The following is a 20,267-nucleotide window of genomic DNA, read 5'->3' as shown; positions in this document are numbered from 1 at the left end:
TGGCACGACTAAGAGTACATCGTGCCAATGGTGGGAAAGTATATGAAACAATGATAAAAAAGAGAAAAGAAAAGCAGAAAGAAAAAAGAATCGAGAAGTTAGATAAAAGAGTTGTAAAAAGAAAATTAAATAAAAAAGTAGAAGAAAAAATTGATAATATAACTGTTTTGAATATTGGGAAAAGAACTTGGGCTAGTGAATTACTCAAGTCTGTTCGTGGTGCTTAATTTCATCAGAACATAAGAATTTTTTTTAAATTTTTTTCCTACAGTATCTTGACACTATCAAAATAAAATAGAAATTTGACAAAAAAAGCTATTTGTGGTATATTAAACTAAAGTCATTAAAAAAATATGATGAATTCAAGATATAATCTTAATGAATAAGAGCAGATATACGTATGTATAAGCCGTTCTTATATTAAGATTATTAGATTAAAGTGAATTGTTAAAATTAGTATTATGGACTAGCTGTTTGAATCAAATATAATGTTTGCAATTTGAATAGCCCATAGTAAAAGATTTGTATTTCTTTTATTATGGGCTGTTTTGCTTTATGGTGAATGGATTTGATAAAAATCAGAAAATATAAGAATGAATGGCATTAAAGATAATGATACTACTTTGAAGTAAAATTATAGGTTGATATTTATATGAATTTTATAGTGAAATGATGAAATAGATATAAATTTGCCTTTTGTTAATTAGTATTGTCAAAATATAATACTAAGAGCTTAGAATTCGACAAATTTTGCTTTTTTCTTCTAGTAACTTAGTACTATGTTTAAATAATAGTTGCAAAAATAATTAACAATTCATTACAATTAATGTAAAATGTTATTATGAAAAAAACATAGTATTTTTAGAAAAAAAATAAAGGTTTTTATCGAATTTTGTAGAATAATGACATATTGCAATATTGTAAAAAAAATGGGGGTTGAAGAGATGTTAAATAAACTATATGGAAATATAGATATTTACAAAAAAGCAATGGACGCATCATGGCTTAAAAATACTGCAATTTCTAATAATCTTGCAAATGTTAATACTCCTGGATATAAAAGGCAGAATGTTAAATTTGATTCCATATTAAAGGATTATATTACAAATAGTTCTATACAATTAAATAAAACCCATCCTAAACATATTTCTAATAATGACATAAGCTTATTAGAACCAAAAATTACTAGAGAAATGGGTACGAGTTTTAGAAAGGATAAAAATAATGTTAATGTGGATGTGGAAATGGCTGAGCTTTCTAAAAATTACATTCAGTTTAATTTATTAGCTCGTCAATTATCAGGACAGATAAGTAAAATTAAAATGTGTATTTCAAAGGGAGGTAAATAAATAAATGAGCTTTTTTAAATCTATAAATATAAGTGCTACTGGATTGACAGCTGAAAGATTACGAATGGATATAATTTCCAAAAATATTGCTAATGTAAATACGACTAGAACAAGTAGTGGTATGCCATATAGAAGGCAAGTTCCCATTTTCCAAGAAAAACAAGGTAAGTCATTTTCTGATTTTTTAAATGAAGTTAAAAATGGTTATAAAGCTGGTACTGGTGTAGAGGTTAGTGCTATAAAAGATGACAAGTCTCCTTTTAAAAGAGTTTATAATCCTGGTCATCCAGAAGCAGATGAAAAAGGTTATGTCTTAATGCCTAATGTAGATATTGTTACTGAAATGATTAATCTAATATCTGCTTCTAGAGCTTATGAAGCGAATGTTACTGCAATAAATACCACTAAGGGTATGGCTATGAAGGCTCTAGAAATTGGTCGATAATGGTTTGGGGGTAAACTATGAAAATATCTAATATACATAATTCTGAGCTTCTAAGAACTAATCTTGAGGATAGAAAAAAAATAAAGGATAGTGATTTTAAAAGCTTTTTATTAGAATCCATTGATAAATTAAATTCTTATGAAAATGAGGCAAAGGAAATGGGACTTAAGTTAGCTGTTGGAGAAATAGATAATATACATGAAGCTATCATAGCATCACAAAAATCCGAAATTGCTTTGCAATTTGCCATCGAAGTAAGAAACAAGGTTTTAGACGCTTATAAAGAGATAATGAGGATGCAAATATAAATATGAGTTTTCGGTGTGAAATATCAAACTGTTTCTTGTTTTAACTAGAAATACTCTTGATTCGAATAAAATCCGCCGAGTAAAAATTAATTTAAAATTATTTTTCTAGCAATGAATGGAGGATTTAAATGGGGGATTCAATAACAAAGATACAAAACCAATTAAATGAATATTTCCAGTCCCTTAGTAAGAAACAAAAAATATTAATTGGTGTTGGTAGTTTGTTTTTAGTATTAACTTTGGCATTATCGATATTATACATAACTAAACCTAAATATGTTACTTTATATAACGGCTTAAGCCTTGATGAATCTGGCAAAATTACTCAAAAGCTTGAAGAAATGAATATACAATACAGAGCTGAAAATGGAGGTACTTCAATTTCCGTACCAAAAGAAAATCTTAATAAGGCTAGAATGAACTTAGCCATTGAAGGCTTCCCTTCAAAGGGTATAACTTGGGAGGATGCATTTAATAGTAATACACTTACTATGACAAATGACGATAAAAGGAAAAAATATTTGCAGGCAAAAATGAATCAATTAGCCAGAACGATTGAGGAAATAAATGGTATCGAAAAAGCCCATGTGTTGCTTACAGTACCTGATAATTCTGATTTTTTAACGGAAGAAATAAAGCAATCGAAAGCATCGGTTCTATTAACCTTTAAACATGGATTCAAATTATCTGAACAGGAGGTTAATGGCATTGTTATGTTAGTGGCTAATGCCGTTGAAGGATTGGAAATGAACAATATTTCTATTCATGATAATACGGGTAGGATGCTAAATGAGGGTGGTATTGATGATGATGGATATTCACTAGATAAAAAATTTGATATGCAGCAAGAAGTTACTAAAGGTTTAGAAAAAAGTTTGAAAAAATTTTTAGCTAAAATATATGGTAATGATAATGTTGATATAATGGTTAATGTTAATCTTGATTTTGATAGAGAAATAACCGATATAAAGGAATATTCTTCACCCGTTGAAGGTGAGACTAGTGGTCTTATAAGAAGCATGCAAGAACTAAAGGAAGAAGTTGTTAATGGAACAGAGGGAGGTCCCCCAGGAACAGATTCCAATTCGGATTCGATAACTGAATATAAAGAAATAGATTCTAATAATTCAAAGTTTTCAAAGGAAAATAAAAGTGTAAATTATGAGCTTAATGAGATAAGAAGAAATATTGTAAAAGAAACTGGCAGTGTCAAAAATATCACTGTTGCAATAATATTAAATAAGAAGACCCTTGAAAATGGAGAATTAACTGATGAACATAAGGCAAGACTTATTAAATTAGTATCTGCCGCAGCTGGATTGGAAACAAAAATGGTTGAAGTGATGGCAAGAGACTTTACTGACTCTCAGCAAGATAACTTACTCGCAATAAGTAGTGAAGAGAATACGAGTATTTTAAATAATATACCTGTAATAAGTATTGGTGTTATAGCTTTATTAGTTATTATAGGGTCAATAATTGCGGTAGTAAGAATTAGAAGAAGGAAGAACGAAGTAAGTGAAATGCTTGATAATTCTGCTGATGATTTTGATGAAGATATAGAAGAAATCGATATAGACTTAAACGATAAATCAAGTTATAAATATCAAATAGATAAATTTGTTGATAAAAAACCAGAACTGGTTGCACAACTTCTCAGAACTTGGTTGAATGAAGATTAGGAGTGTTGTTGATGTCAAGAAAAATGGGATTGACAGGACGCGAAAAGGCTGCAGTTTTGTTAATTGCCTTAGGGCCTGACAAGTCTGCTAAGATATTTAAACATTTACAGGATGACGAGATAGAAGAACTTACCCTAGAAATAGCCAATATGAGGAAAATATCTGCTGAAGAAAAGGAAAATGTCATTGAAGAGTTTTATCAAGTATGTTTGGCACAGAATTTCATTTCAGAAGGCGGTATAAACTATGCAAAAGAAGTTCTCGAAAAAGCTATGGGTTCAAATAAGGCTTTAGAAATTATAAATAAACTTACGGCTTCATTACAGGTTAGACCCTTTGATTTTGTTCGTAAAGCCGATGCTACACAGTTATTGAATTTCATCCAAAATGAACATCCACAGACTATTGCTTTGATACTTTCCTATTTAAGTACTAGTCAAGCTGGTCAAATTTTATCTTCATTACCTCAGGAAAAGCAAGCCGATGTAGCTCAAAGAATAGCTACAATGGAAAGAACATCGCCTGAGATAATTAAGGAAGTTGAATATGTTTTGGAAAGAAAGCTATCATCTATGGTAACTCAGGACTATACTACAACTGGTGGAGTTCAAACTATAGTAGATATCTTAAACTCTGTTGATAGAGGTACTGAAAAGTTTATCATTGAAACATTGGAAATACAGGATGCTGAACTAGCTGAAGATATTAAGAAAAGAATGTTTGTATTTGAAGATATTATTACCCTTGATAGCGTATCAGTACAAAGGTTTATCAGAGAAGTTGATAACAATGAATTGGCTGTTGCTTTAAAGGGTTCTACTCAGGAAGTTAAGGATATGATTTTTGCCAATATGTCTAAGAGAATGGCTGAAATGATCAAAGAAGACATGGAGTTTATGGGACCTATTAGGCTTAGAGATGTTGAAGAAGCACAACAGAAGATTGTTAATATTATTAGGAAACTAGAAGAAGCTGGAGAAATAATATTATCACGTGGTGGAGGAGATGAAATAATTGTCTAGAGTTTTAAAGTCTTCCCAGATAATCGTTGATAAAAATAAATATAGACTTCCAATCAAGGACTCTATCAGTAATATAGCTAAAAAAAGGACTGATGATATATCTAATTCTGAATCTAATGAGGGTGAGAATTTAAAAGAAAGATTAAAAGAAGAAGAGAATTTGATTTCAAAGAAAATCGAAGAAATGAATCTATTATATGAACAAAGGATTAATGATGCTCGTAAGGAAGAAAATAGAATTATCTCTGAGGCCTATGAAAAATCAAAAAAAATAATGGAGCAATCACGGAAGGAAGGATTTGAACAGGGGAAAAAAGAAGGTTTTAAAGAAGGAAAGCTTCAAGCAGATAGTATTATACAGGAAGCACTTACAATAAAAAGGCAGACAGAAGCAAATATGAGATCTTTAGTTAATGGTTTAGAAGAAGAGATTATAAAATTAACTATTTCAACAGTTGAAAAAATACTGAATAAAAAAGTTGAAGAGGAATATGATGTTATACTTAATTTGATTAAAATCGGATTAGAAAAATGTGCTTTTACAGAAAATCTTATTTTAAGAGTTAGCGTAGATGATTATGATTTTGTCTTAAGCTCTAAGGATAAGATATTGGCTTTAAGCCAAAACATAAATGATATCATTATTAAGCAAGATAAATCCTTATCAAAGGGCAGTTGTATTATAGATACGCAATCTGGAAGTGTTGACAGCAGTATTAAAACCCAATTTGATCAAGTTAAAGAAATGTTTGAAGAGTTATTAAAAAGTGAGTGATATTAATGTCCTTTTTAAAAAAATATTTTGATGCACTAGATAATTCCAACTTAATTAAATACAGTGGAAAGGTATCAAAATTAGTAGGATTAACCATTGAATCCTTAGGTCCTGCTGTAGAAATTGGAGAGGTTTGTTACATATATCCATTGAAGGAAGGAAGCCCTATAAAAGCTGAAGTAGTTGGTTTTAAAGATGAAATTGTTCTTCTTATGCCTTTAGGTGATATGAATGGTATAGGACCTGGTAGTAGAGTTGTTGCAACAGGACATTCGCTACAAGTAAATGTTGGACAGCACCTTTTAGGAAGGATTTTAGATGGATTAGGTAATCCTATTGATGGAAAAGGAAATCTAATTTCGAAAAAAAGATATTCTGTTGACAATATGCCACCAAACCCTTTGCAGAGAGATAAAATCTCTAGACCTTTACAATTAGGAATCAGAGCCATTGACGGTCTTATTACCTGTGGCGCTGGGCAGAGAATGGGTATTTTTGCAGGAAGCGGTGTAGGGAAGAGTACGTTGATGGGAATGATTGCAAAAAATACAAAGGCTGATATAAATGTTATAGCCTTAATTGGAGAACGGGGCAGAGAAGTAAGGGAGTTTATAGATAATGATCTACAGGAGGAAGGTTTAAAGAGATCTGTGTTAGTCGTTGCGACATCTGACAAGCCTGCATTAGTTAGAACAAAAGCAGCGTATATTGCCACTGCTATAGCTGAATATTTCAGGGATTTAGGGAAAAATGTTATGCTGATGATGGATTCGCTAACTCGATTTTCAATGGCCCAAAGAGAAGTAGGACTGGCTGTAGGAGAACCGCCTGTTACAAGGGGGTATACTCCATCTGTTTTTGCTGTATTGCCTAAGCTTTTGGAAAGAGCTGGAAATTCGGAAAAAGGTTCTATCACTGCTTTATATACTGTTCTGGTAGATGGCGATGATTTAAACGAACCAATAACCGATGCAGTAAGGGGTATCCTTGATGGACATATTTTTCTCTCTAGGAAATTAGCCAGCAAGGGACACTATCCAGCAATTGATATTTTAAATAGTATAAGCAGGGTTATGCCAAATATTTCAACTGAAAATCACATAAAAGCCTCAAGAATATTTAGAGAGTACCTTTCTGTTTATAAGGAGGCAGAAGATTTGATTAATATAGGTGCATATTCTAAGGGGAATAACAAAAAGATTGATATAGCCATTGAAAAAATTGAAGCTTTCAATGATTTTCTTACACAAGGTATAGATGAAAAGGTAAGCTTTGACGATACTTTAAAGGATTTAGAAAAAATTACATTTATATAAATATAGACCATAAGGTGATTATGATGAAAGGTTTTAAATTCAAGTACGAAAGTATTCTTAATCTTGCTAAAAAAAAAGAAGATGCCTTAAAAACTGAATTAGGTAAAGCCTATGATATTTTAAATGAAGAAAAGAATAAACTTAATGCTTTGGTTATGAAAGACAATGAATATTTAAAGATTATTAAGAATAAGACTTCCTCTGGGTGCAAGCTCATAACCTTAATAAATATAGAAGATTACAGAAAAGATTTAAATATGAATATAGCTTTTCAAAACAATATAATATATATGAAGAAAAAAGAAATAGAGTCTATAAAAAATCAATTAATTGAAATATCAAAGGAAAAAAGAATTATGGAGAAACTAAAGGAAAAAAAGCTGGAAGAGTTCAATATGATGCTAAAAAAAATTGAGGAAAGAAATATTGATCAATTAATTACATATAAAAACAGTTTATTACATAGGTGATTATTATGACGGATAAAGTAAAACAAACTGAAAAGGGTATAGGAATTGGAAAAATTTTATTAGTTGTTTTTATGGTGTTTATTATTACACCGTTACTTATAGTAGGAATTATATATTATACTAATGATAGTTTTAAAATGGAGGCTAATAAGATATTAGTGAATCTACCTGGCCCTGTGGGAGAATATTTTAAAACTTATCCAACTAAAAATGAATTGGATACTCAAAAAATATCCGTTGCTAAATATCTGGTTGGTATAGATAACAATAGGGCAATAGATAAGTTGATATTAATTAAAAATGAAGATGAAGTACTTTATAACGAAATTATCAAGCTTATGATAAAGCTAGACGCTAATAAGACAAAGGCTATTATGGATCAAATCAGAAAAAATTTAGTAAAAAAGGATATCCTTCTAAGAACGGTTGAACAAATAGATATAGAAAAAGAAAAAGAAATAATGGATAAAGCAAAATACTTTGAAAGCCTTTCTTACATTACAGCTATAAAAGAGATTGAAGCTTCTATTAATAATAATGAAATAGGCTATACTGAGTTAGGTAAAATATTTGAAAATATGAAAAAAGAAAATGCTGCCTTCCTTTTGAGGTACATGGATAAAAATATCAGTAGAAAAATAATTGATAAATTCAGTTTTGATGAAAAAAAGAGGGACATAAAAGTGCTTTTAAGTACAATGGAAGATAGAGAGTTGAAACTAAGATATGCCGCAGAAATATATTCAACAGAAAGTCCTGAAAAATTAGTTAGTATAATTGGTAATACCCAAACATATAAAGTTGATGAATTGGCCTTTATATATAAGAATATTGGAATTATAAAGGGTGCACAGGTTCTTGCTAGGTTAAATGATGATGACTTTGTTCATGAGTTAGTAAATGAGATTAAGGAAAAGGAAATTTTACTAAATAGGAAGGATTTTATTACAGAGGATATATTAAAGGCCTATAAGATTTATAGAGATTTTGATAAAAATGTTGATGAACTAACGTCCATATACGAAAAAATGGGGGATGAGCAAATTGCTATGCTAATAAAAAGGATGATAAGGAATACCTCCAGTTCTAAAAAATATTCACTTAGCAATGGTGAAACCATATCCATAAGTGATGAAGATTTAGCCTTGACGATTTTGGATAAATTCAGTGAAAGAAAATTAGCATCTGTATTATCTAATTTAGATAATAATTTAGCATCAGATATTACTAAAAAGTTATCATTGCCACAATAGTAAAAATATCAAGCAAGTCAAAATCATAGTCAACTGCCTATTATCAGTTGCTAGGTTTTAGACATATATAAATATTAGAAGGGAGGTGAAAAGATGATAAGAGGAAATGTAAGCCAAATGCAATTTCTTGAAAAAACATTTGAAGCTAAAACTAACAACAGTAGTAAACTTAAATGTAATACTACCAATTTAGAAAAGGATGATTTTAAAAAGGTTCTAAATAGAAAAAAAGAGGAGCAAAATCCTAATAGTTCTAAAGTGGAATCTCGAAATAAAATGGAAGATGAAGAAAATAAAGTAAGTAATATAAAAAAAGTACAAGATAATTATGAGGAAAATAAAAATACAAATGTTGAAGAAGAAAAAGAATTGAATGAGTTGTATTTATTAATTGAAGATTTAATGCAAGTTCTGCAGTCAAGTAATGTAATTGATAGTGAAAAGCTTGGGGCATTGACAAAGCAAATAGAAGATATTATTTCTGATATGAATATTAATGGAGCTAATATGAGTTTTTCTTCTGATTTAGATTTAGATATGCTAAAGAAATTGCTGGGGGACCTAAAGCTTATAAAAGGTTCCGATATTATAAATAATGAAGAACTAAAAGAGATAGCTAAGGATACAATAGACAAATTATCTCAAATACTTGAAACTTCTAATTCTTATAATGTTAACAATAGTGAGAAATTAGATTTAGAACATAGTTCTATAAAAAATGAAACCAATATAACAAAGGACGAAAGCAATATAACAAAGGACGAAAGCAATATTGCCACAGGGAAGGAAGCTACTGAACAGAGAAATCCACAGATTAGTATTATTGAAGACGAAAATTCTAAAGGTCAATTTGCTATTTCTGTAAAGAAGAATGTAAATATTAATACTGAATTAAGTAGTGACACAGATATTACACCTATTAAAAACTTTCAGCTTGATAATACTAACAACATTCAAAACCTTAATGGAAATACAACCATGACAGGTAGTACTAATAGGCTGGATTTAAACATTTTTAATCAAATCCTTGAAGGGGCAAAGGTCTCCATATCTGAAGATGTGTCAGAAATGTTACTTAAGCTTAAGCCAGATAATCTAGGTAAAATGTCAATGAAAATAGCTGTTGAAAGAGGGATATTGGTAGCTAGATTTGAAGTAGAAAGCCAAATAGTTAAAGAAGCTATAGAATCAAACCTTGAAGATTTAAGAAATGCATTAAGTGATAAAGGCTTTGAAATAAAAGAATTTAATGTTTCTGTTAACAAGGATTCAGACCATCAGGAAAATAGTTTCTCATATTTCAGTAAGAAAAAATCAAAAAAGATATTCTTAAATAACAATCAATTAAAAAATGATACATATGCTTTAAGTCAGCAGACTATCGATGGCTTAAGCTCATCAATCGATTATTTAGCATAGGGAGGTGAAGATATTTGACAATCGGTTCAGTAAATAATAACTATATATATAAAGGAAGTAGTGGGGCCGTAAGCAAAACAGATGAAAATAACTCTGATATATTTGACCAAATAATGGAGAATGCACAAAATACCCTTTCAGAAGATGTTTCTGAGATAGTTATTAAGTTAAAACCAAGTACCCTAGGGAAGTTATCCATAAAAATTTCTGCAGAAGGAGGCATTACTGTAGCTAGATTTGAAACCGACAATGAAGTTGTTAAAGAGGTTTTAAATGAGAATATTGAAAAATTAAAAAGCATGTTAAAGGAAAAGGGTTTTTCTGTGCATAAAATAATGATAAAACTTAATTCTGAAGAGGGTGAGTCCAACTCCCAAATAGTAGAACAAATAGTAAATAATATTGAAAATTCTCTTTCAGAAAATACTCCAGAAATAATTATAAAGATGAAGCCTGAAAGTCTAGGCAACTTATCTATAAGGGTTTATAAAGAGGATGGGATAGAAATAGCTGAATTTTTAGCTGACAGCAATATTGTAAAAAATGTAATACATGCTGAATTCGATAAAGTTAAAGAAGCTCTTAAGGATAAAGATTTTAATGTTCAAAGGTACATCGTATCTGTTAAAGAAGATGAAACACCAAGTAATGATAAGAATGATTTAATAAGTAAAGCTGATCCAAACAGTATGGATAAAAATATGTTTTTAAAATTGCTAATAACTCAGCTTTCAAATCAAGACCCCCTAAATCCCATAGAGGATAGAGAATTTATTGCACAAATGGCTCAATTCAGTTCACTAGAACAAATGCAGCAAATGAATAAAAACATACAACTTAATAATATAATACTTGATCAAATAAATGAATCATTTAAGGAGCAAAGTAAAAGAGTTAATGAATCTTTATATTACATTAATGATAATATTACCAGCAGCTTTGAGAAATTAAACAATAACATTGAAAAGTTAAAGGATGACCAAGATGAATCCTTGGACAATGATTTGGAAGTAATCAATGAATTGATTAACATCAATAAAGCTATTGGCGGTTACGATATGGATAGTAATAAATAGATTTAAAGGGAGGTGAACATTTGGACAGATTAAGGTTTAGTAATAACCTTATAATAAATCAAAATAACATTCCAAAATCTCCTGCTAAATATAATGCTACTAAAAAATCCTTTCAGGAAATACTCCATGGGATTTATAAGCCAGAAGATGATATAAAGTTTTCAAAGCATGCACTTCAGAGACTAAGAAATAGAAATATTAACCTTAGCAGGGAAGATATAAATAGGATAAACAAAGGTGTTGAAAAGGCTGAAGAAAAAGGGGTAAATGAAGCTTTAATACTTATGGGAAACAAGGCCTTTATCGCAAGCGTAAAAAATAGAACCATTATTACTGCTGCCAGCGATGAGCAATTAAAGGAAAATGTATTTACTAATATAGATGGAGCCGTAATTGTATAAGCTGGACCTTCAAAAGGAGGCTTAAAATCTCTGATTGACAGAAGGGATTATTTACGGTAAAACAAAAGGAGGTCATTTAAATATGATGAGGTCAATGTATTCAGGAGTTTCAGGGCTTAGGGTACACCAAGCCAAAATGGATGTTATAGGTAATAACATAGCCAATGTAAACACAGTTGGATTTAAAAGAAGTGCAGTTACATTTCAAGAGGTATTCAGTCAAACCATAAAGGGTGCAGGCTCACCCCAAGGTGGTAGAGGAGGAACAAATCCTCAACAAATTGGCTTAGGAGTTAATGTTGCATCGATTACTGTAAATCATTCTAAGGGATCTACACAAAGGACTGACCGTGTTACCGATTTGATGGTGGATGGTAATGGTTATTTTATATTGACAAACGATGTAAATGCACAAAATCGCTTTTACACTAGAGCAGGTAACTTTGATATTGATAGAGCTGGGTATCTTGTTGCGGCAAATGGATATAAAATCTTGGATGAAAACCTGAAGCCTATACAGATTAATAGATCTGAAACAAAGGCAGCTACTGCCACTACCGAATTAGAAATCAAGGGTAATTTAAACTATAATGATTCTTCATATACAACTACTGTTGATATATATGACAGCTTAGGTGATGTACACACTTTAACAATTGAATTTGGAGAAGTGGTAGGAGATGGATCTAGTACTGACGTTAGCTATAGAGAGATAGTTATTAAAGATGAGGATGGGGATGTAATATTTGGTAGCACATCAACTGATCCTTCAAAAGCTAGCGAAAAAAGATATCTAAAATTTGATAGTAAAGGTAATTATGCATATGACCCCACTGGAGCAAACTCTGGAATATTTCAAGGGGCTCATGATGGGACTAATTTTATTGCCAGTGGAACAGATGGTAAAGGAACTATAAAATTGAACTATCCTGGAGCTGCAGAGATATCGTTAGATATTGATGATAAGGTTTTCCTAGATGACAACAAAAATGTTATTTTAACCCAACAAAGCAATACATCAGATGCAAAAGGTGTTGCCGTAGATGGTAACACAGCAGGAACGATTAACGATTTCACCATATCTCCAAATGGCGAAGTTGTTGGTATATTTACAAATGGAGAAAGAAAAACCTTAGCCAGAATAGGTTTGGCGGATTTTGACAATCCTGCGGGGCTTCAAAAAATAGGTAGTAATATGTTTATTGATACGCCAAACTCAGGTACTCCTAAATATGGTGTTCCATCTAGCGGAAGCTTTGGTGATTTAACACCAGGAGCACTTGAAATGTCAAATGTCGATCTTTCACTGGAGTTTACTGATATGATATCTACACAAAGAGGTTTTCAAGCCAATTCAAGAATAATTACTACTACTGATGAAATGCTTCAAGAGCTTGTTAATCTTAAAAGATAATATATAATTTTATACCTGGGTTTAAATAGCCCAGGTGTATAAAAGGATGATTTGTATGATATATTTATCTAGACTTAATGGAGAGATTTTGGCTATAAATTCAGATCTTATCGAGTTTATAGAAGAGACACCAAATACAGTAATTTCAATGACTACTGGCAGGAAGATTGTTGTGTTAGAAGGTATTGACGAAGTTATCGATAAGATATTAGAATATAAGAGAAGGATTTTTGTAGAAGATACCCCCATTACAAAATATCGCAGAAATGAGGTGTAGTAATTGGATTTGTCAACCATCATAGGATTGATTTCTGGTATTGTTCTTGTTTTATGGGGAATTATGAGTGCTGGTGAACTAGGTTGGTTTTGGGATTTCACCTCCATACTAATAGTAATTGGTGGGACGATTGCAGCCACCTTTATAGCCTTTCCACTAAAAAAGGTTCTATCTACTATGAAAGTTGTAAAAAAGGCTTTTTCAAACAATACATATGAGACTGGGATGATTATAAATAAAATAGTAAGTTTAGCAAATGTGGCAAGAAGAGAAGGATTGTTGGCTTTAGAAGAAGCTGTAGAAGAGATTGAGGATAATTTTTTACAAAAGGGTGTAATGCTCATAGTTGATGGGACAGATCCCGAATTAGTCAAAAACATCCTCGAAACAGAGATTGCTTTTTTAGAAGAAAGACATAATGAAGGGAAAAGTATTTTTGATACCATGGGAACCCTTGCGCCAGCCTTTGGTATGATAGGAACTTTGATAGGATTGGTGGCTATGCTTAGACAGCTTGATGATCCTGATACAATAGGACCTAGTATGGGAGTTGCTTTAATTACTACTCTCTACGGTTCACTTTTAGCTAACTTGATTTGTATTCCCATAGCAAAAAAGCTAAAGCTTAAAAGTAAAGAAGAGATTCTTCTAAAGGAAATAATGATTGAGGGATTATTATCTATTCAAGCTGGTGAAAATCCTAGAATTATTGAGGAAAAATTAAAGGCTTTCTTACCACCTTCAATACGTAAATCTTTAAATAATGGTGAAGATATGGAGGCTGTAGCAGATGAGTAGGAAAAAACCTCAAGAAGAAGAAACTGGTGGCGTACCAGAATATATGGCTACCTATGGGGATATGATGACATTATTGCTTTGTTTCTTTGTACTTTTATTTGCTTTTTCAGAGATTGATGCAAAGAAATTTCAAGCTATAATGCAATCATTTCAAGGGTCGGCTGGTGTTATGAGGGGTGGTAAGACCTTGGACGATACGCAGTTTGTAAATAATTCCACATTAGAAGATGATATTACCAACAACTTAAGGGAAATAAGAAACCTACAAGCCTTAAAGGAAAGCTTTGAAAAGCACCTAAAGGAGAATGATTTGCAAAGTCAAATTCTGGTTGAACTTGACGATAGAGGGCTTTTGATTAGGTTTGATGACAATGTTCTTTTTGATTCAGGTAGGGCTGAGTTAAAAACACAGTCTAAAGAGATCATAAAGTTTATGTCAAGCTTACTTAAGCAAGATAAATTCTCTGATAAAATAATTCGAGTAGAAGGACATACGGATTCAGACCCTATTAAAAGCAGTAAAAAATTTCCGACTAACTGGGAATTGTCAACTATAAGAGCAGTTAATGTAGCTAGATTTTTAATCGAGGAAACCAACATAACCCCTGAAAGAATATCCGTATCGGGATATAGTAAATATCATCCAGTTGCTCCCAATGATACTCCGCAGAATAAGGCAAAGAATAGAAGAGTTGATATAGTAATATTGAACTCAGAATATGAAAAAAGTGAGCCAAATTATAATTAGTAATGTGGAAATATAATATATAATAAAAGGGGAACAAGTTATGAGTTTAAAGAAAGTTCTTATTTTAAGCTTAATAGGATTTCTTGTTTTAGCATTAATATTCACCTTAGTATTTTTTCTAGTTCTTAATAAGAAAGAAGCAAGCAAGGAGCAAAAGGTTGAATATTATAAGTTCAAGCTTGATGAAATGTATACGAATATCAAGGAAAGCAACAATATATTAAAGATTAATATAACTATTGAATATACAGATAGTAAACTTGCTGAAGTTCTTACAAAAAACAAAGAAAGAATTACAAATGACATTTTAGAGCTTCTAAGGGATAAAACCATAAAAGATATGTCTGGGGAAGAGGGGCAACAAAAAGCAAGAAAAGATATACAAAATAAGATAGTAAATATAGTAGAATCCAATGCTATCTCTAATGTTTATTTCACAGAATTTATAATCCAATAGTATTGGGGGTGACGTAATTGTCAGATGTCCTTTCGCAAAGTGAAATTGATGATCTGCTTCAAGCGTTAAGTACAGGGGAAGTTGATGTACAAGAATTTAAAGAGGAAAATAAAGATAAGAAAATAAAAAAGTATGATTTTAGAAGACCTGATAAATTTGCTAAAGACCAATTACGTACACTTCAAATTATCCATGAGAATTTTGCTAGGCTTTTAAATACTTTTTTATCTGGATATTTGAGAACATTAATTAACATAGATGTTCTTTCAGTTGAACAATTGACTTACTATGAATTTAGTAATTCTATTTCCGATCCTGCAGTTTTAGGGATAATTAATTTCGAGCCATTAAATGGGCAAATAATAGTAGATGTCTCTACTGATATAGCCTTTACAATGATTGAAAGAGTTTTAGGTGGAAGTGGACGATTGATTAAAGAAAACCGTGGCTTTACTGAGATTGAACTAACTCTTTTGAAAAGAATCCTTATAAAGATTAATAAGTTAATAGTAGAATCATGGGAGAATATAGTAGCTTTGAATCCTTCTTTAGAAAAAATTGAGACAAACTCTCAATTTGCACAGATTGTTTCACCCAATGAGATTATTGCATTAGTAACCCTTAATGTTAAAATTGGAGAAGTTGAAGGTATGCTTAATATGTGTATTCCTTATTATGTCCTCGAACCAATAATACCAAAATTAAGTACAAGGCTTTGGTTTTCAAATAATAATAAAGAAGTTACCTGTGAAGAGAAGGATGCAATAAAATTTGGTTTAGAAAAGACCTATGTAAATGTTAGAGCAGTTATTGGCAGTACAAACATTTCCGTTGGGGAGTTCCTTGATTTACAGATAGGAGATGTGATTCAATTAGATACCAAGGTAAATGAAGATATTAAGGTTATAATAGGTAATCAACAGAAGTTTTATGCCAAGCCTGGTGTAAGAAAGAATAAGGTCGCTATAAAGATTACAGAATTCATAGAGGAAGGAGATGATCTGGATGGCTGATATGCTTTCTCAAGAAGAAATAGATGCTTTACTTAAGGGGACTACTTCTGATTTTGAAGAGGACAATGATTTGACAGATGATGAGAAAGACGCTTTGGGGGAAATAGGTAATATTAGTATGGGGACATCTGCCACCACATTATTCACATTACTAGGTCAAAAAGTTACTATAACTACTCCTAAAGTATCAGTAACGACTTTGGATGAGGTATCTAACGATTATGATATACCTTGTGTAGCTGTAATGATAAAATATAGAGAAGGAATAGAGGGTTTTAATTTACTAATATTAAATGAGGAAGATGTAAAAATCATTACCGACTTGATGATGGGTGGTGATGGCAAAAATGTTTCTCAAGATCTTACAGATATTCACCTAAGTGCCATAGGAGAAGCTATGAATCAAATGATTGGTTCTTCATGCACATCTCTTTCCGAAATATTTACAAAAAAAATAGATATTTTACCTCCAAGTGCTTTTTCTGTTGACTTGCCTAATAAAAAATATGACAATATGGGAATAGAAAGTGACCATAAAATTGTGAAAATTGCCTTTAGAATGACTGTAGGTGATTTAATAGACAGTGAAATAATGCAGATTATTCCAATTGAATTTGCTAAAAAATTGGTTGCTCCATTATTAAATGTAAGTTCTGGTTCTGCTAAAACAAAAATGGTAGATAATGACATTGTTAGGGAAACTGATATAAATGATATACCTGAACAAAATACTATGAAGCAACCAATGAATAATAATAGAAGAGAAAAAGCTGTTAATCCTAGAATTGAAAGAAATTCTCATAATAAGCCTGTTAATGTGCAGCCTTTACAATTTGAAAGCTTTGATGATGAGGGTGATGGCTATAATTCTTATAGTGATATAGAGCTTATAAAGGATGTGCCATTAGGTATTACAGTTGAATTAGGAAGAACAACTAAACAGATAAGTGAAATTCTTGATTTTGGACCTGGTACTGTTATAGAATTAAATAGGCTAGTAGGAGAACCTTTAGATATTTATGTTAATGGTAAACAAATTGCTAAAGGAGAAGTAGTAGTTGTTGATGAAAATTATGGTATTAGAATTACAGATATTATTAATCCACAAAAACGTGTAAATAATTTCTAGTGAATTAAAGGAGGAAATATTATGGCAAATGGAATATTAATTGTTGATGATGCGGCATTTATGAGGATGATGATTCGCGATGTTTTATCAAAAAATGGATATACAATAGTAGGTGAAGCAGAGAATGGGCAAAAAGCTATTGAGAAATTTAAAGAATTAGATCCAGAATTAGTAATAATGGATATTACCATGCCTGAAGTTGATGGTATACAGGCTGTTAAAGAAATAAAAAAGATTGCTCCTGATGCAAAAATAGTTATGTGTTCTGCCATGGGGCAGCAAGCAATGGTTATTGAAGCTATACAGGCAGGGGCACGTGACTTTATTGTAAAGCCATTTCAAGCTGATAGAGTTATTGAGGCTGTTAAAAAAGTTATTGGCTAATATGAAGGGAGTAAAAACTCATAAATGACAGGATATTATCCAATTATTGTTTTGATTGCATCAATATTTATTATAATATTGGCATTTTTCACTACTAAAATAGTCTCTGGAGGATTAAATGCCAATATTACAACAAATAGGAACATAAGATTTATAGAAAAATTGCCTTTAGGAGTAGATAAATCCCTTGTATTAATCCAGTTAGATGAACATTACTACCTAATATTTGTAGGTAAAAATGGTGCTCAGTTGATTGATAAGTTAGATTCTCTACAATTAAAGGATGTTAAAATAAAAAACATGAAATTTAGTGATATTTTATCAAACATTAAAAACTTAAGATACAAGTAAATAGTAGTTTAAAATATGGATATTAGTTTTAAAAAGATACAAAACCATATATAATTAGCTTTATTAATAAATATCTTATGAAGCTAATATCTATAGAATTCAATTACAGGTAAGGATGAAAAAATGAATAAAATATTCAAATATTTTATTATCACAATGATTGCGATAATTATTATAAGTAGTTTTTGTATTAATGTAAGTAATTATACTGCTTATGCAGAGCCAGAGTTTCCTATTCCCAAATTAAGTCTAGGGATCGATGAAGCTAAGAATCCAAAGGAAGTAGCTGTTAGTATAGAAATACTTGTATTGCTTACAATTTTAACCATAGCTCCTTCAATATTAATAATGACTACAAGTTTTACAAGGATAATTATAATTTTATCTTTTTTGAGAAAGGCATTATCAACTCAATCAACGCCACCGAATCAAGTGTTGATTGGTTTAGCTCTTTTTTTAACTTTTTTTATAATGGCACCTACCTTTGATGCCATTAATGAGAATGCTATTAAGCCCTATACCAATGGGGAAATATCATTTGAACAAGCAACAGATCAAGCGATAAAACCCCTAAGGCAGTTTATGTTTAAACAAACTAGACAGAAGGACTTAGCGCTATTTCTAAATATTATAGGAGATGAAACTCCAAAAAGCATAGATGATATACCTACTAGGGCTTTAGTTCCTGCATTTATTATAAGTGAGCTTAAAACAGGTTTTGGAATAGGCTTTTTGCTATTTATTCCTTTCATAGTTATTGATATGGTAGTTGCAAGTACTTTGATGTCAATGGGAATGATGATGCTTCCACCAGTCATGATTTCCTTACCATTTAAGATATTACTTTTTATTATGATTGATGGTTGGAACCTTATTATTAAGCATATTTTATTGGGATTTAATTAGGAGTGTTAATATAATGGATGAAGGTTTAGTGCTGGATTTATTTCAGCAAGCTTTATATCATATTATTCTTCTTGCATCACCACTTTTATTGGCTGGACTATTTGTGGGCTTGGCTGTAAGTATTTTTCAAGCAACAACTCAAATTCAAGAAGCTACTTTAGCTTTTGTACCCAAAATACTAGCAGTATTTCTAACATTGGTTCTACTTGGTCCTTGGCTTTTAAAAAAATCAACAGAATTTACAACTTATATTTTTTCTAACATAAACAATTTTGTAAAATAACTATAGGGAATTTAAGTAAAGATGCTAATTTACGTACGGCTAAGAGCCCTAGAAAAACTAGGTATTTGTACATGTATAAGCTAATTTTTACTATGTAAATCCCATAAAGATAAACAACATAAATACTTAATGTTGTTTATCTATAATAAGAATTGATTTTAACGGATTAAAAGCGATATTGAAAGCAGTTAATTAGTTAGATTGGAAGAAAATTAATGAATATAATGGAAAATATAATTATACTTATATTAGTTTTTTCAAGAATCAGTGGCATATTTTTATTAACACCAGTATTTGGGACAAAAACTATACCAAGAACTTTAAAAATTGGAATTGCTGGATTTCTTACCCTTATTGCTTTTCCAATAATTACAATTTCATCTAAATTGCAAATAATACACGTCTATCAATTATTGTACTATATGTTAATTGAATTTTTAATTGGCTTAGTATTTGGGTTTATTTCTCTTTTGATTTTAAATTCCATATATATAGCTGGAGTTTTAGTCGATAGAAATATTGGATTTTCCATTGTAAGCGTCATAAGTCCACAAGACGAATCACAAATACCAATTACTGCTAATTTTTATTATGTAATGTGTATACTAGTTTTTTTAATGACTGATTTACATCATACTTTAATTAAAGCTGTTTTGCATAGCTTCAAGATAATACCTATAGGATATGAGACTGTAAAATTATTATTTGTAGATAAAGTTATTGAAATACTGGAAACTTCATTTATACTAGGCTTTAAGATTGCAGTTCCAGTAATGATTACAATTTTCATCACAAATGTTATATTAGGCATTTTATCAAGAGCTATTCCTCAAATGAATGTTTTTGTTGTTGGAATGCCCTTAAAAATTTTTATTGGACTTGTTACTATTTTTATAGTATTGCCACTTTATTTTAAAGTATTCAGCAATATTTTTGCAATAATGTTTGACTATATTAAAGAGTTCTTGAATAGTGCTGTAAAAGGATGATT

The 20,267-nt window shown here is 30.7% G+C and carries 24 protein-coding genes and 1 pseudogene; all 25 read left to right on the top strand.

Annotated elements, in window-relative coordinates; translation table 11 throughout:
• A pseudogene (locus BUB36_RS19655) lies at positions 1 to 227 on the top strand (hypothetical protein); the annotation flags it as partial.
• Positions 228 to 944: 717 nt separating this feature from the next.
• Positions 945 to 1,349, top strand: a complete 405-nt coding sequence (flgB, locus tag BUB36_RS07865) for a flagellar basal body rod protein FlgB (RefSeq protein WP_073148755.1) — start codon at positions 945 to 947, stop codon at positions 1,347 to 1,349.
• A gap of 4 nt (positions 1,350 to 1,353) precedes the next feature.
• Entirely contained in the window at positions 1,354 to 1,794 is a 441-nt protein-coding gene (gene flgC, locus BUB36_RS07860; RefSeq protein ID WP_073148753.1) for a flagellar basal body rod protein FlgC, read from the top strand.
• A 17-nt stretch (positions 1,795 to 1,811) separates the two neighbouring features.
• A complete protein-coding gene (gene fliE / locus BUB36_RS07855) occupies positions 1,812 to 2,102 on the top strand; it encodes a flagellar hook-basal body complex protein FliE (RefSeq protein WP_073148751.1) in 291 nt (96 codons plus the stop codon).
• Between the two features lie 128 nt (positions 2,103 to 2,230).
• Positions 2,231 to 3,784 carry a flagellar basal-body MS-ring/collar protein FliF gene (gene fliF, locus BUB36_RS07850; protein WP_073148749.1) on the top strand — a complete coding sequence of 518 codons (1,554 nt, stop codon included), beginning with the start codon at positions 2,231 to 2,233 and terminating at the stop codon, positions 3,782 to 3,784.
• An 11-nt stretch (positions 3,785 to 3,795) separates the two neighbouring features.
• Positions 3,796 to 4,806 carry a flagellar motor switch protein FliG gene (gene fliG / locus BUB36_RS07845; protein WP_073148747.1) on the top strand — a complete coding sequence of 337 codons (1,011 nt, stop codon included), beginning with the start codon at positions 3,796 to 3,798 and terminating at the stop codon, positions 4,804 to 4,806.
• Positions 4,799 to 5,581: a FliH/SctL family protein gene (locus BUB36_RS07840; protein WP_073148745.1), complete on the top strand. Its 783-nt coding sequence runs from the start codon at positions 4,799 to 4,801 to the stop codon at positions 5,579 to 5,581. Before fliG ends, BUB36_RS07840 begins: the two co-directional genes overlap by 8 nt.
• Before the next feature lie 5 nt (positions 5,582 to 5,586).
• The gene (gene fliI / locus BUB36_RS07835) at positions 5,587 to 6,897 is read left to right on the top strand and encodes a flagellar protein export ATPase FliI (RefSeq protein ID WP_073148743.1); all 1,311 of its coding nucleotides are present in this window, start codon (positions 5,587 to 5,589) and stop codon (positions 6,895 to 6,897) included.
• 20 nt (positions 6,898 to 6,917) lie between these two features.
• Positions 6,918 to 7,367: a flagellar export protein FliJ gene (fliJ, locus tag BUB36_RS07830; protein WP_084111845.1), complete on the top strand. Its 450-nt coding sequence runs from the start codon at positions 6,918 to 6,920 to the stop codon at positions 7,365 to 7,367.
• 5 nt (positions 7,368 to 7,372) lie between these two features.
• A complete protein-coding gene (locus tag BUB36_RS07825; protein WP_073148739.1) occupies positions 7,373 to 8,620 on the top strand; it encodes a MotE family protein in 1,248 nt (415 codons plus the stop codon).
• A 93-nt stretch (positions 8,621 to 8,713) separates the two neighbouring features.
• Entirely contained in the window at positions 8,714 to 10,039 is a 1,326-nt protein-coding gene (locus BUB36_RS07820; RefSeq protein WP_073148737.1) for a flagellar hook-length control protein FliK, read from the top strand.
• Between the two features lie 14 nt (positions 10,040 to 10,053).
• Positions 10,054 to 11,115, top strand: a complete 1,062-nt coding sequence (locus BUB36_RS19085) for a flagellar hook-length control protein FliK (protein ID WP_084111843.1) — start codon at positions 10,054 to 10,056, stop codon at positions 11,113 to 11,115.
• 20 nt (positions 11,116 to 11,135) lie between these two features.
• Positions 11,136 to 11,516, top strand: a complete 381-nt coding sequence (locus BUB36_RS07805) for a TIGR02530 family flagellar biosynthesis protein (RefSeq protein WP_073148735.1) — start codon at positions 11,136 to 11,138, stop codon at positions 11,514 to 11,516.
• Between the two features lie 82 nt (positions 11,517 to 11,598).
• The gene (locus BUB36_RS07800) at positions 11,599 to 12,930 is read left to right on the top strand and encodes a flagellar hook protein FlgE (protein WP_073148759.1); all 1,332 of its coding nucleotides are present in this window, start codon (positions 11,599 to 11,601) and stop codon (positions 12,928 to 12,930) included.
• A 55-nt stretch (positions 12,931 to 12,985) separates the two neighbouring features.
• Entirely contained in the window at positions 12,986 to 13,207 is a 222-nt protein-coding gene (locus BUB36_RS07795) for a flagellar FlbD family protein (protein ID WP_073148734.1), read from the top strand.
• 3 nt (positions 13,208 to 13,210) lie between these two features.
• Positions 13,211 to 14,005 (top strand): motility protein A, encoded by a 795-nt coding sequence (locus BUB36_RS07790; protein WP_073148732.1) that lies wholly within the window; start codon positions 13,211 to 13,213, stop codon positions 14,003 to 14,005.
• A complete protein-coding gene (locus BUB36_RS07785; RefSeq protein WP_073148730.1) occupies positions 13,998 to 14,753 on the top strand; it encodes an OmpA/MotB family protein in 756 nt (251 codons plus the stop codon). The genes BUB36_RS07790 and BUB36_RS07785 overlap by 8 nt, the downstream gene beginning before the upstream one ends.
• Positions 14,754 to 14,793: 40 nt before the next feature.
• The gene (locus BUB36_RS07780) at positions 14,794 to 15,210 is read left to right on the top strand and encodes a flagellar basal body-associated FliL family protein (protein WP_073148728.1); all 417 of its coding nucleotides are present in this window, start codon (positions 14,794 to 14,796) and stop codon (positions 15,208 to 15,210) included.
• 17 nt (positions 15,211 to 15,227) lie between these two features.
• Positions 15,228 to 16,223: a flagellar motor switch protein FliM gene (gene fliM / locus BUB36_RS07775; protein WP_073148726.1), complete on the top strand. Its 996-nt coding sequence runs from the start codon at positions 15,228 to 15,230 to the stop codon at positions 16,221 to 16,223.
• Positions 16,216 to 17,352 carry a flagellar motor switch phosphatase FliY gene (fliY, locus tag BUB36_RS07770; protein ID WP_073148724.1) on the top strand — a complete coding sequence of 379 codons (1,137 nt, stop codon included), beginning with the start codon at positions 16,216 to 16,218 and terminating at the stop codon, positions 17,350 to 17,352. Before fliM ends, fliY begins: the two co-directional genes overlap by 8 nt.
• 21 nt (positions 17,353 to 17,373) lie before the next feature.
• Complete coding sequence (locus BUB36_RS07765) at positions 17,374 to 17,736, top strand: response regulator (protein ID WP_073148722.1); 363 nt, start codon at positions 17,374 to 17,376, stop codon at positions 17,734 to 17,736.
• A gap of 24 nt (positions 17,737 to 17,760) precedes the next feature.
• Entirely contained in the window at positions 17,761 to 18,087 is a 327-nt protein-coding gene (locus BUB36_RS07760; protein WP_073148720.1) for a flagellar biosynthetic protein FliO, read from the top strand.
• 123 nt (positions 18,088 to 18,210) lie between these two features.
• The gene (gene fliP / locus BUB36_RS07755; RefSeq protein ID WP_073148718.1) at positions 18,211 to 18,993 is read left to right on the top strand and encodes a flagellar type III secretion system pore protein FliP; all 783 of its coding nucleotides are present in this window, start codon (positions 18,211 to 18,213) and stop codon (positions 18,991 to 18,993) included.
• A 13-nt stretch (positions 18,994 to 19,006) separates the two neighbouring features.
• The gene (gene fliQ / locus BUB36_RS07750; RefSeq protein WP_073148716.1) at positions 19,007 to 19,276 is read left to right on the top strand and encodes a flagellar biosynthesis protein FliQ; all 270 of its coding nucleotides are present in this window, start codon (positions 19,007 to 19,009) and stop codon (positions 19,274 to 19,276) included.
• A 215-nt stretch (positions 19,277 to 19,491) separates the two neighbouring features.
• Positions 19,492 to 20,265, top strand: coding sequence for a flagellar biosynthetic protein FliR (fliR, locus tag BUB36_RS07745; protein ID WP_073148714.1), 774 nt, complete (start codon positions 19,492 to 19,494; stop codon positions 20,263 to 20,265).
• Positions 20,266 to 20,267: the final 2 nt, after the last annotated feature.

It is taken from the genome of Paramaledivibacter caminithermalis DSM 15212 (genome assembly GCF_900142245.1).
Taxonomy (GTDB): domain Bacteria; phylum Bacillota; class Clostridia; order Peptostreptococcales; family Caminicellaceae; genus Paramaledivibacter; species Paramaledivibacter caminithermalis.
Note: the sequence above shows the minus strand (reverse complement) of the source record. Positions and strands in the feature narration are given on the sequence as shown.

What these genes read in the sequence shown, in the direction of transcription:
- flgB (WP_073148755.1), top strand. Translation starts at nt 945, where the DNA reads ATGTTAAATAAACTATATGGAAATATAGATATTTACAAAAAAGCAATG.
- flgC (WP_073148753.1), top strand. Translation starts at nt 1,354, where the DNA reads ATGAGCTTTTTTAAATCTATAAATATAAGTGCTACTGGATTGACAGCT.
- fliE (WP_073148751.1), top strand. Translation starts at nt 1,812, where the DNA reads ATGAAAATATCTAATATACATAATTCTGAGCTTCTAAGAACTAATCTT.
- fliF (WP_073148749.1), top strand. Translation starts at nt 2,231, where the DNA reads ATGGGGGATTCAATAACAAAGATACAAAACCAATTAAATGAATATTTC.
- fliG (WP_073148747.1), top strand. Translation starts at nt 3,796, where the DNA reads ATGTCAAGAAAAATGGGATTGACAGGACGCGAAAAGGCTGCAGTTTTG.
- fliI (WP_073148743.1), top strand. Translation starts at nt 5,587, where the DNA reads ATGTCCTTTTTAAAAAAATATTTTGATGCACTAGATAATTCCAACTTA.
- fliJ (WP_084111845.1), top strand. Translation starts at nt 6,918, where the DNA reads ATGATGAAAGGTTTTAAATTCAAGTACGAAAGTATTCTTAATCTTGCT.
- BUB36_RS07825 (WP_073148739.1), top strand. Translation starts at nt 7,373, where the DNA reads ATGACGGATAAAGTAAAACAAACTGAAAAGGGTATAGGAATTGGAAAA.
- BUB36_RS07820 (WP_073148737.1), top strand. Translation starts at nt 8,714, where the DNA reads ATGATAAGAGGAAATGTAAGCCAAATGCAATTTCTTGAAAAAACATTT.
- BUB36_RS07800 (WP_073148759.1), top strand. Translation starts at nt 11,599, where the DNA reads ATGATGAGGTCAATGTATTCAGGAGTTTCAGGGCTTAGGGTACACCAA.
- BUB36_RS07795 (WP_073148734.1), top strand. Translation starts at nt 12,986, where the DNA reads ATGATATATTTATCTAGACTTAATGGAGAGATTTTGGCTATAAATTCA.
- BUB36_RS07785 (WP_073148730.1), top strand. Translation starts at nt 13,998, where the DNA reads ATGAGTAGGAAAAAACCTCAAGAAGAAGAAACTGGTGGCGTACCAGAA.
- BUB36_RS07780 (WP_073148728.1), top strand. Translation starts at nt 14,794, where the DNA reads ATGAGTTTAAAGAAAGTTCTTATTTTAAGCTTAATAGGATTTCTTGTT.
- fliY (WP_073148724.1), top strand. Translation starts at nt 16,216, where the DNA reads ATGGCTGATATGCTTTCTCAAGAAGAAATAGATGCTTTACTTAAGGGG.
- BUB36_RS07765 (WP_073148722.1), top strand. Translation starts at nt 17,374, where the DNA reads ATGGCAAATGGAATATTAATTGTTGATGATGCGGCATTTATGAGGATG.
- BUB36_RS07760 (WP_073148720.1), top strand. Translation starts at nt 17,761, where the DNA reads ATGACAGGATATTATCCAATTATTGTTTTGATTGCATCAATATTTATT.
- fliP (WP_073148718.1), top strand. Translation starts at nt 18,211, where the DNA reads ATGAATAAAATATTCAAATATTTTATTATCACAATGATTGCGATAATT.
- fliQ (WP_073148716.1), top strand. Translation starts at nt 19,007, where the DNA reads ATGGATGAAGGTTTAGTGCTGGATTTATTTCAGCAAGCTTTATATCAT.
- fliR (WP_073148714.1), top strand. Translation starts at nt 19,492, where the DNA reads ATGAATATAATGGAAAATATAATTATACTTATATTAGTTTTTTCAAGA.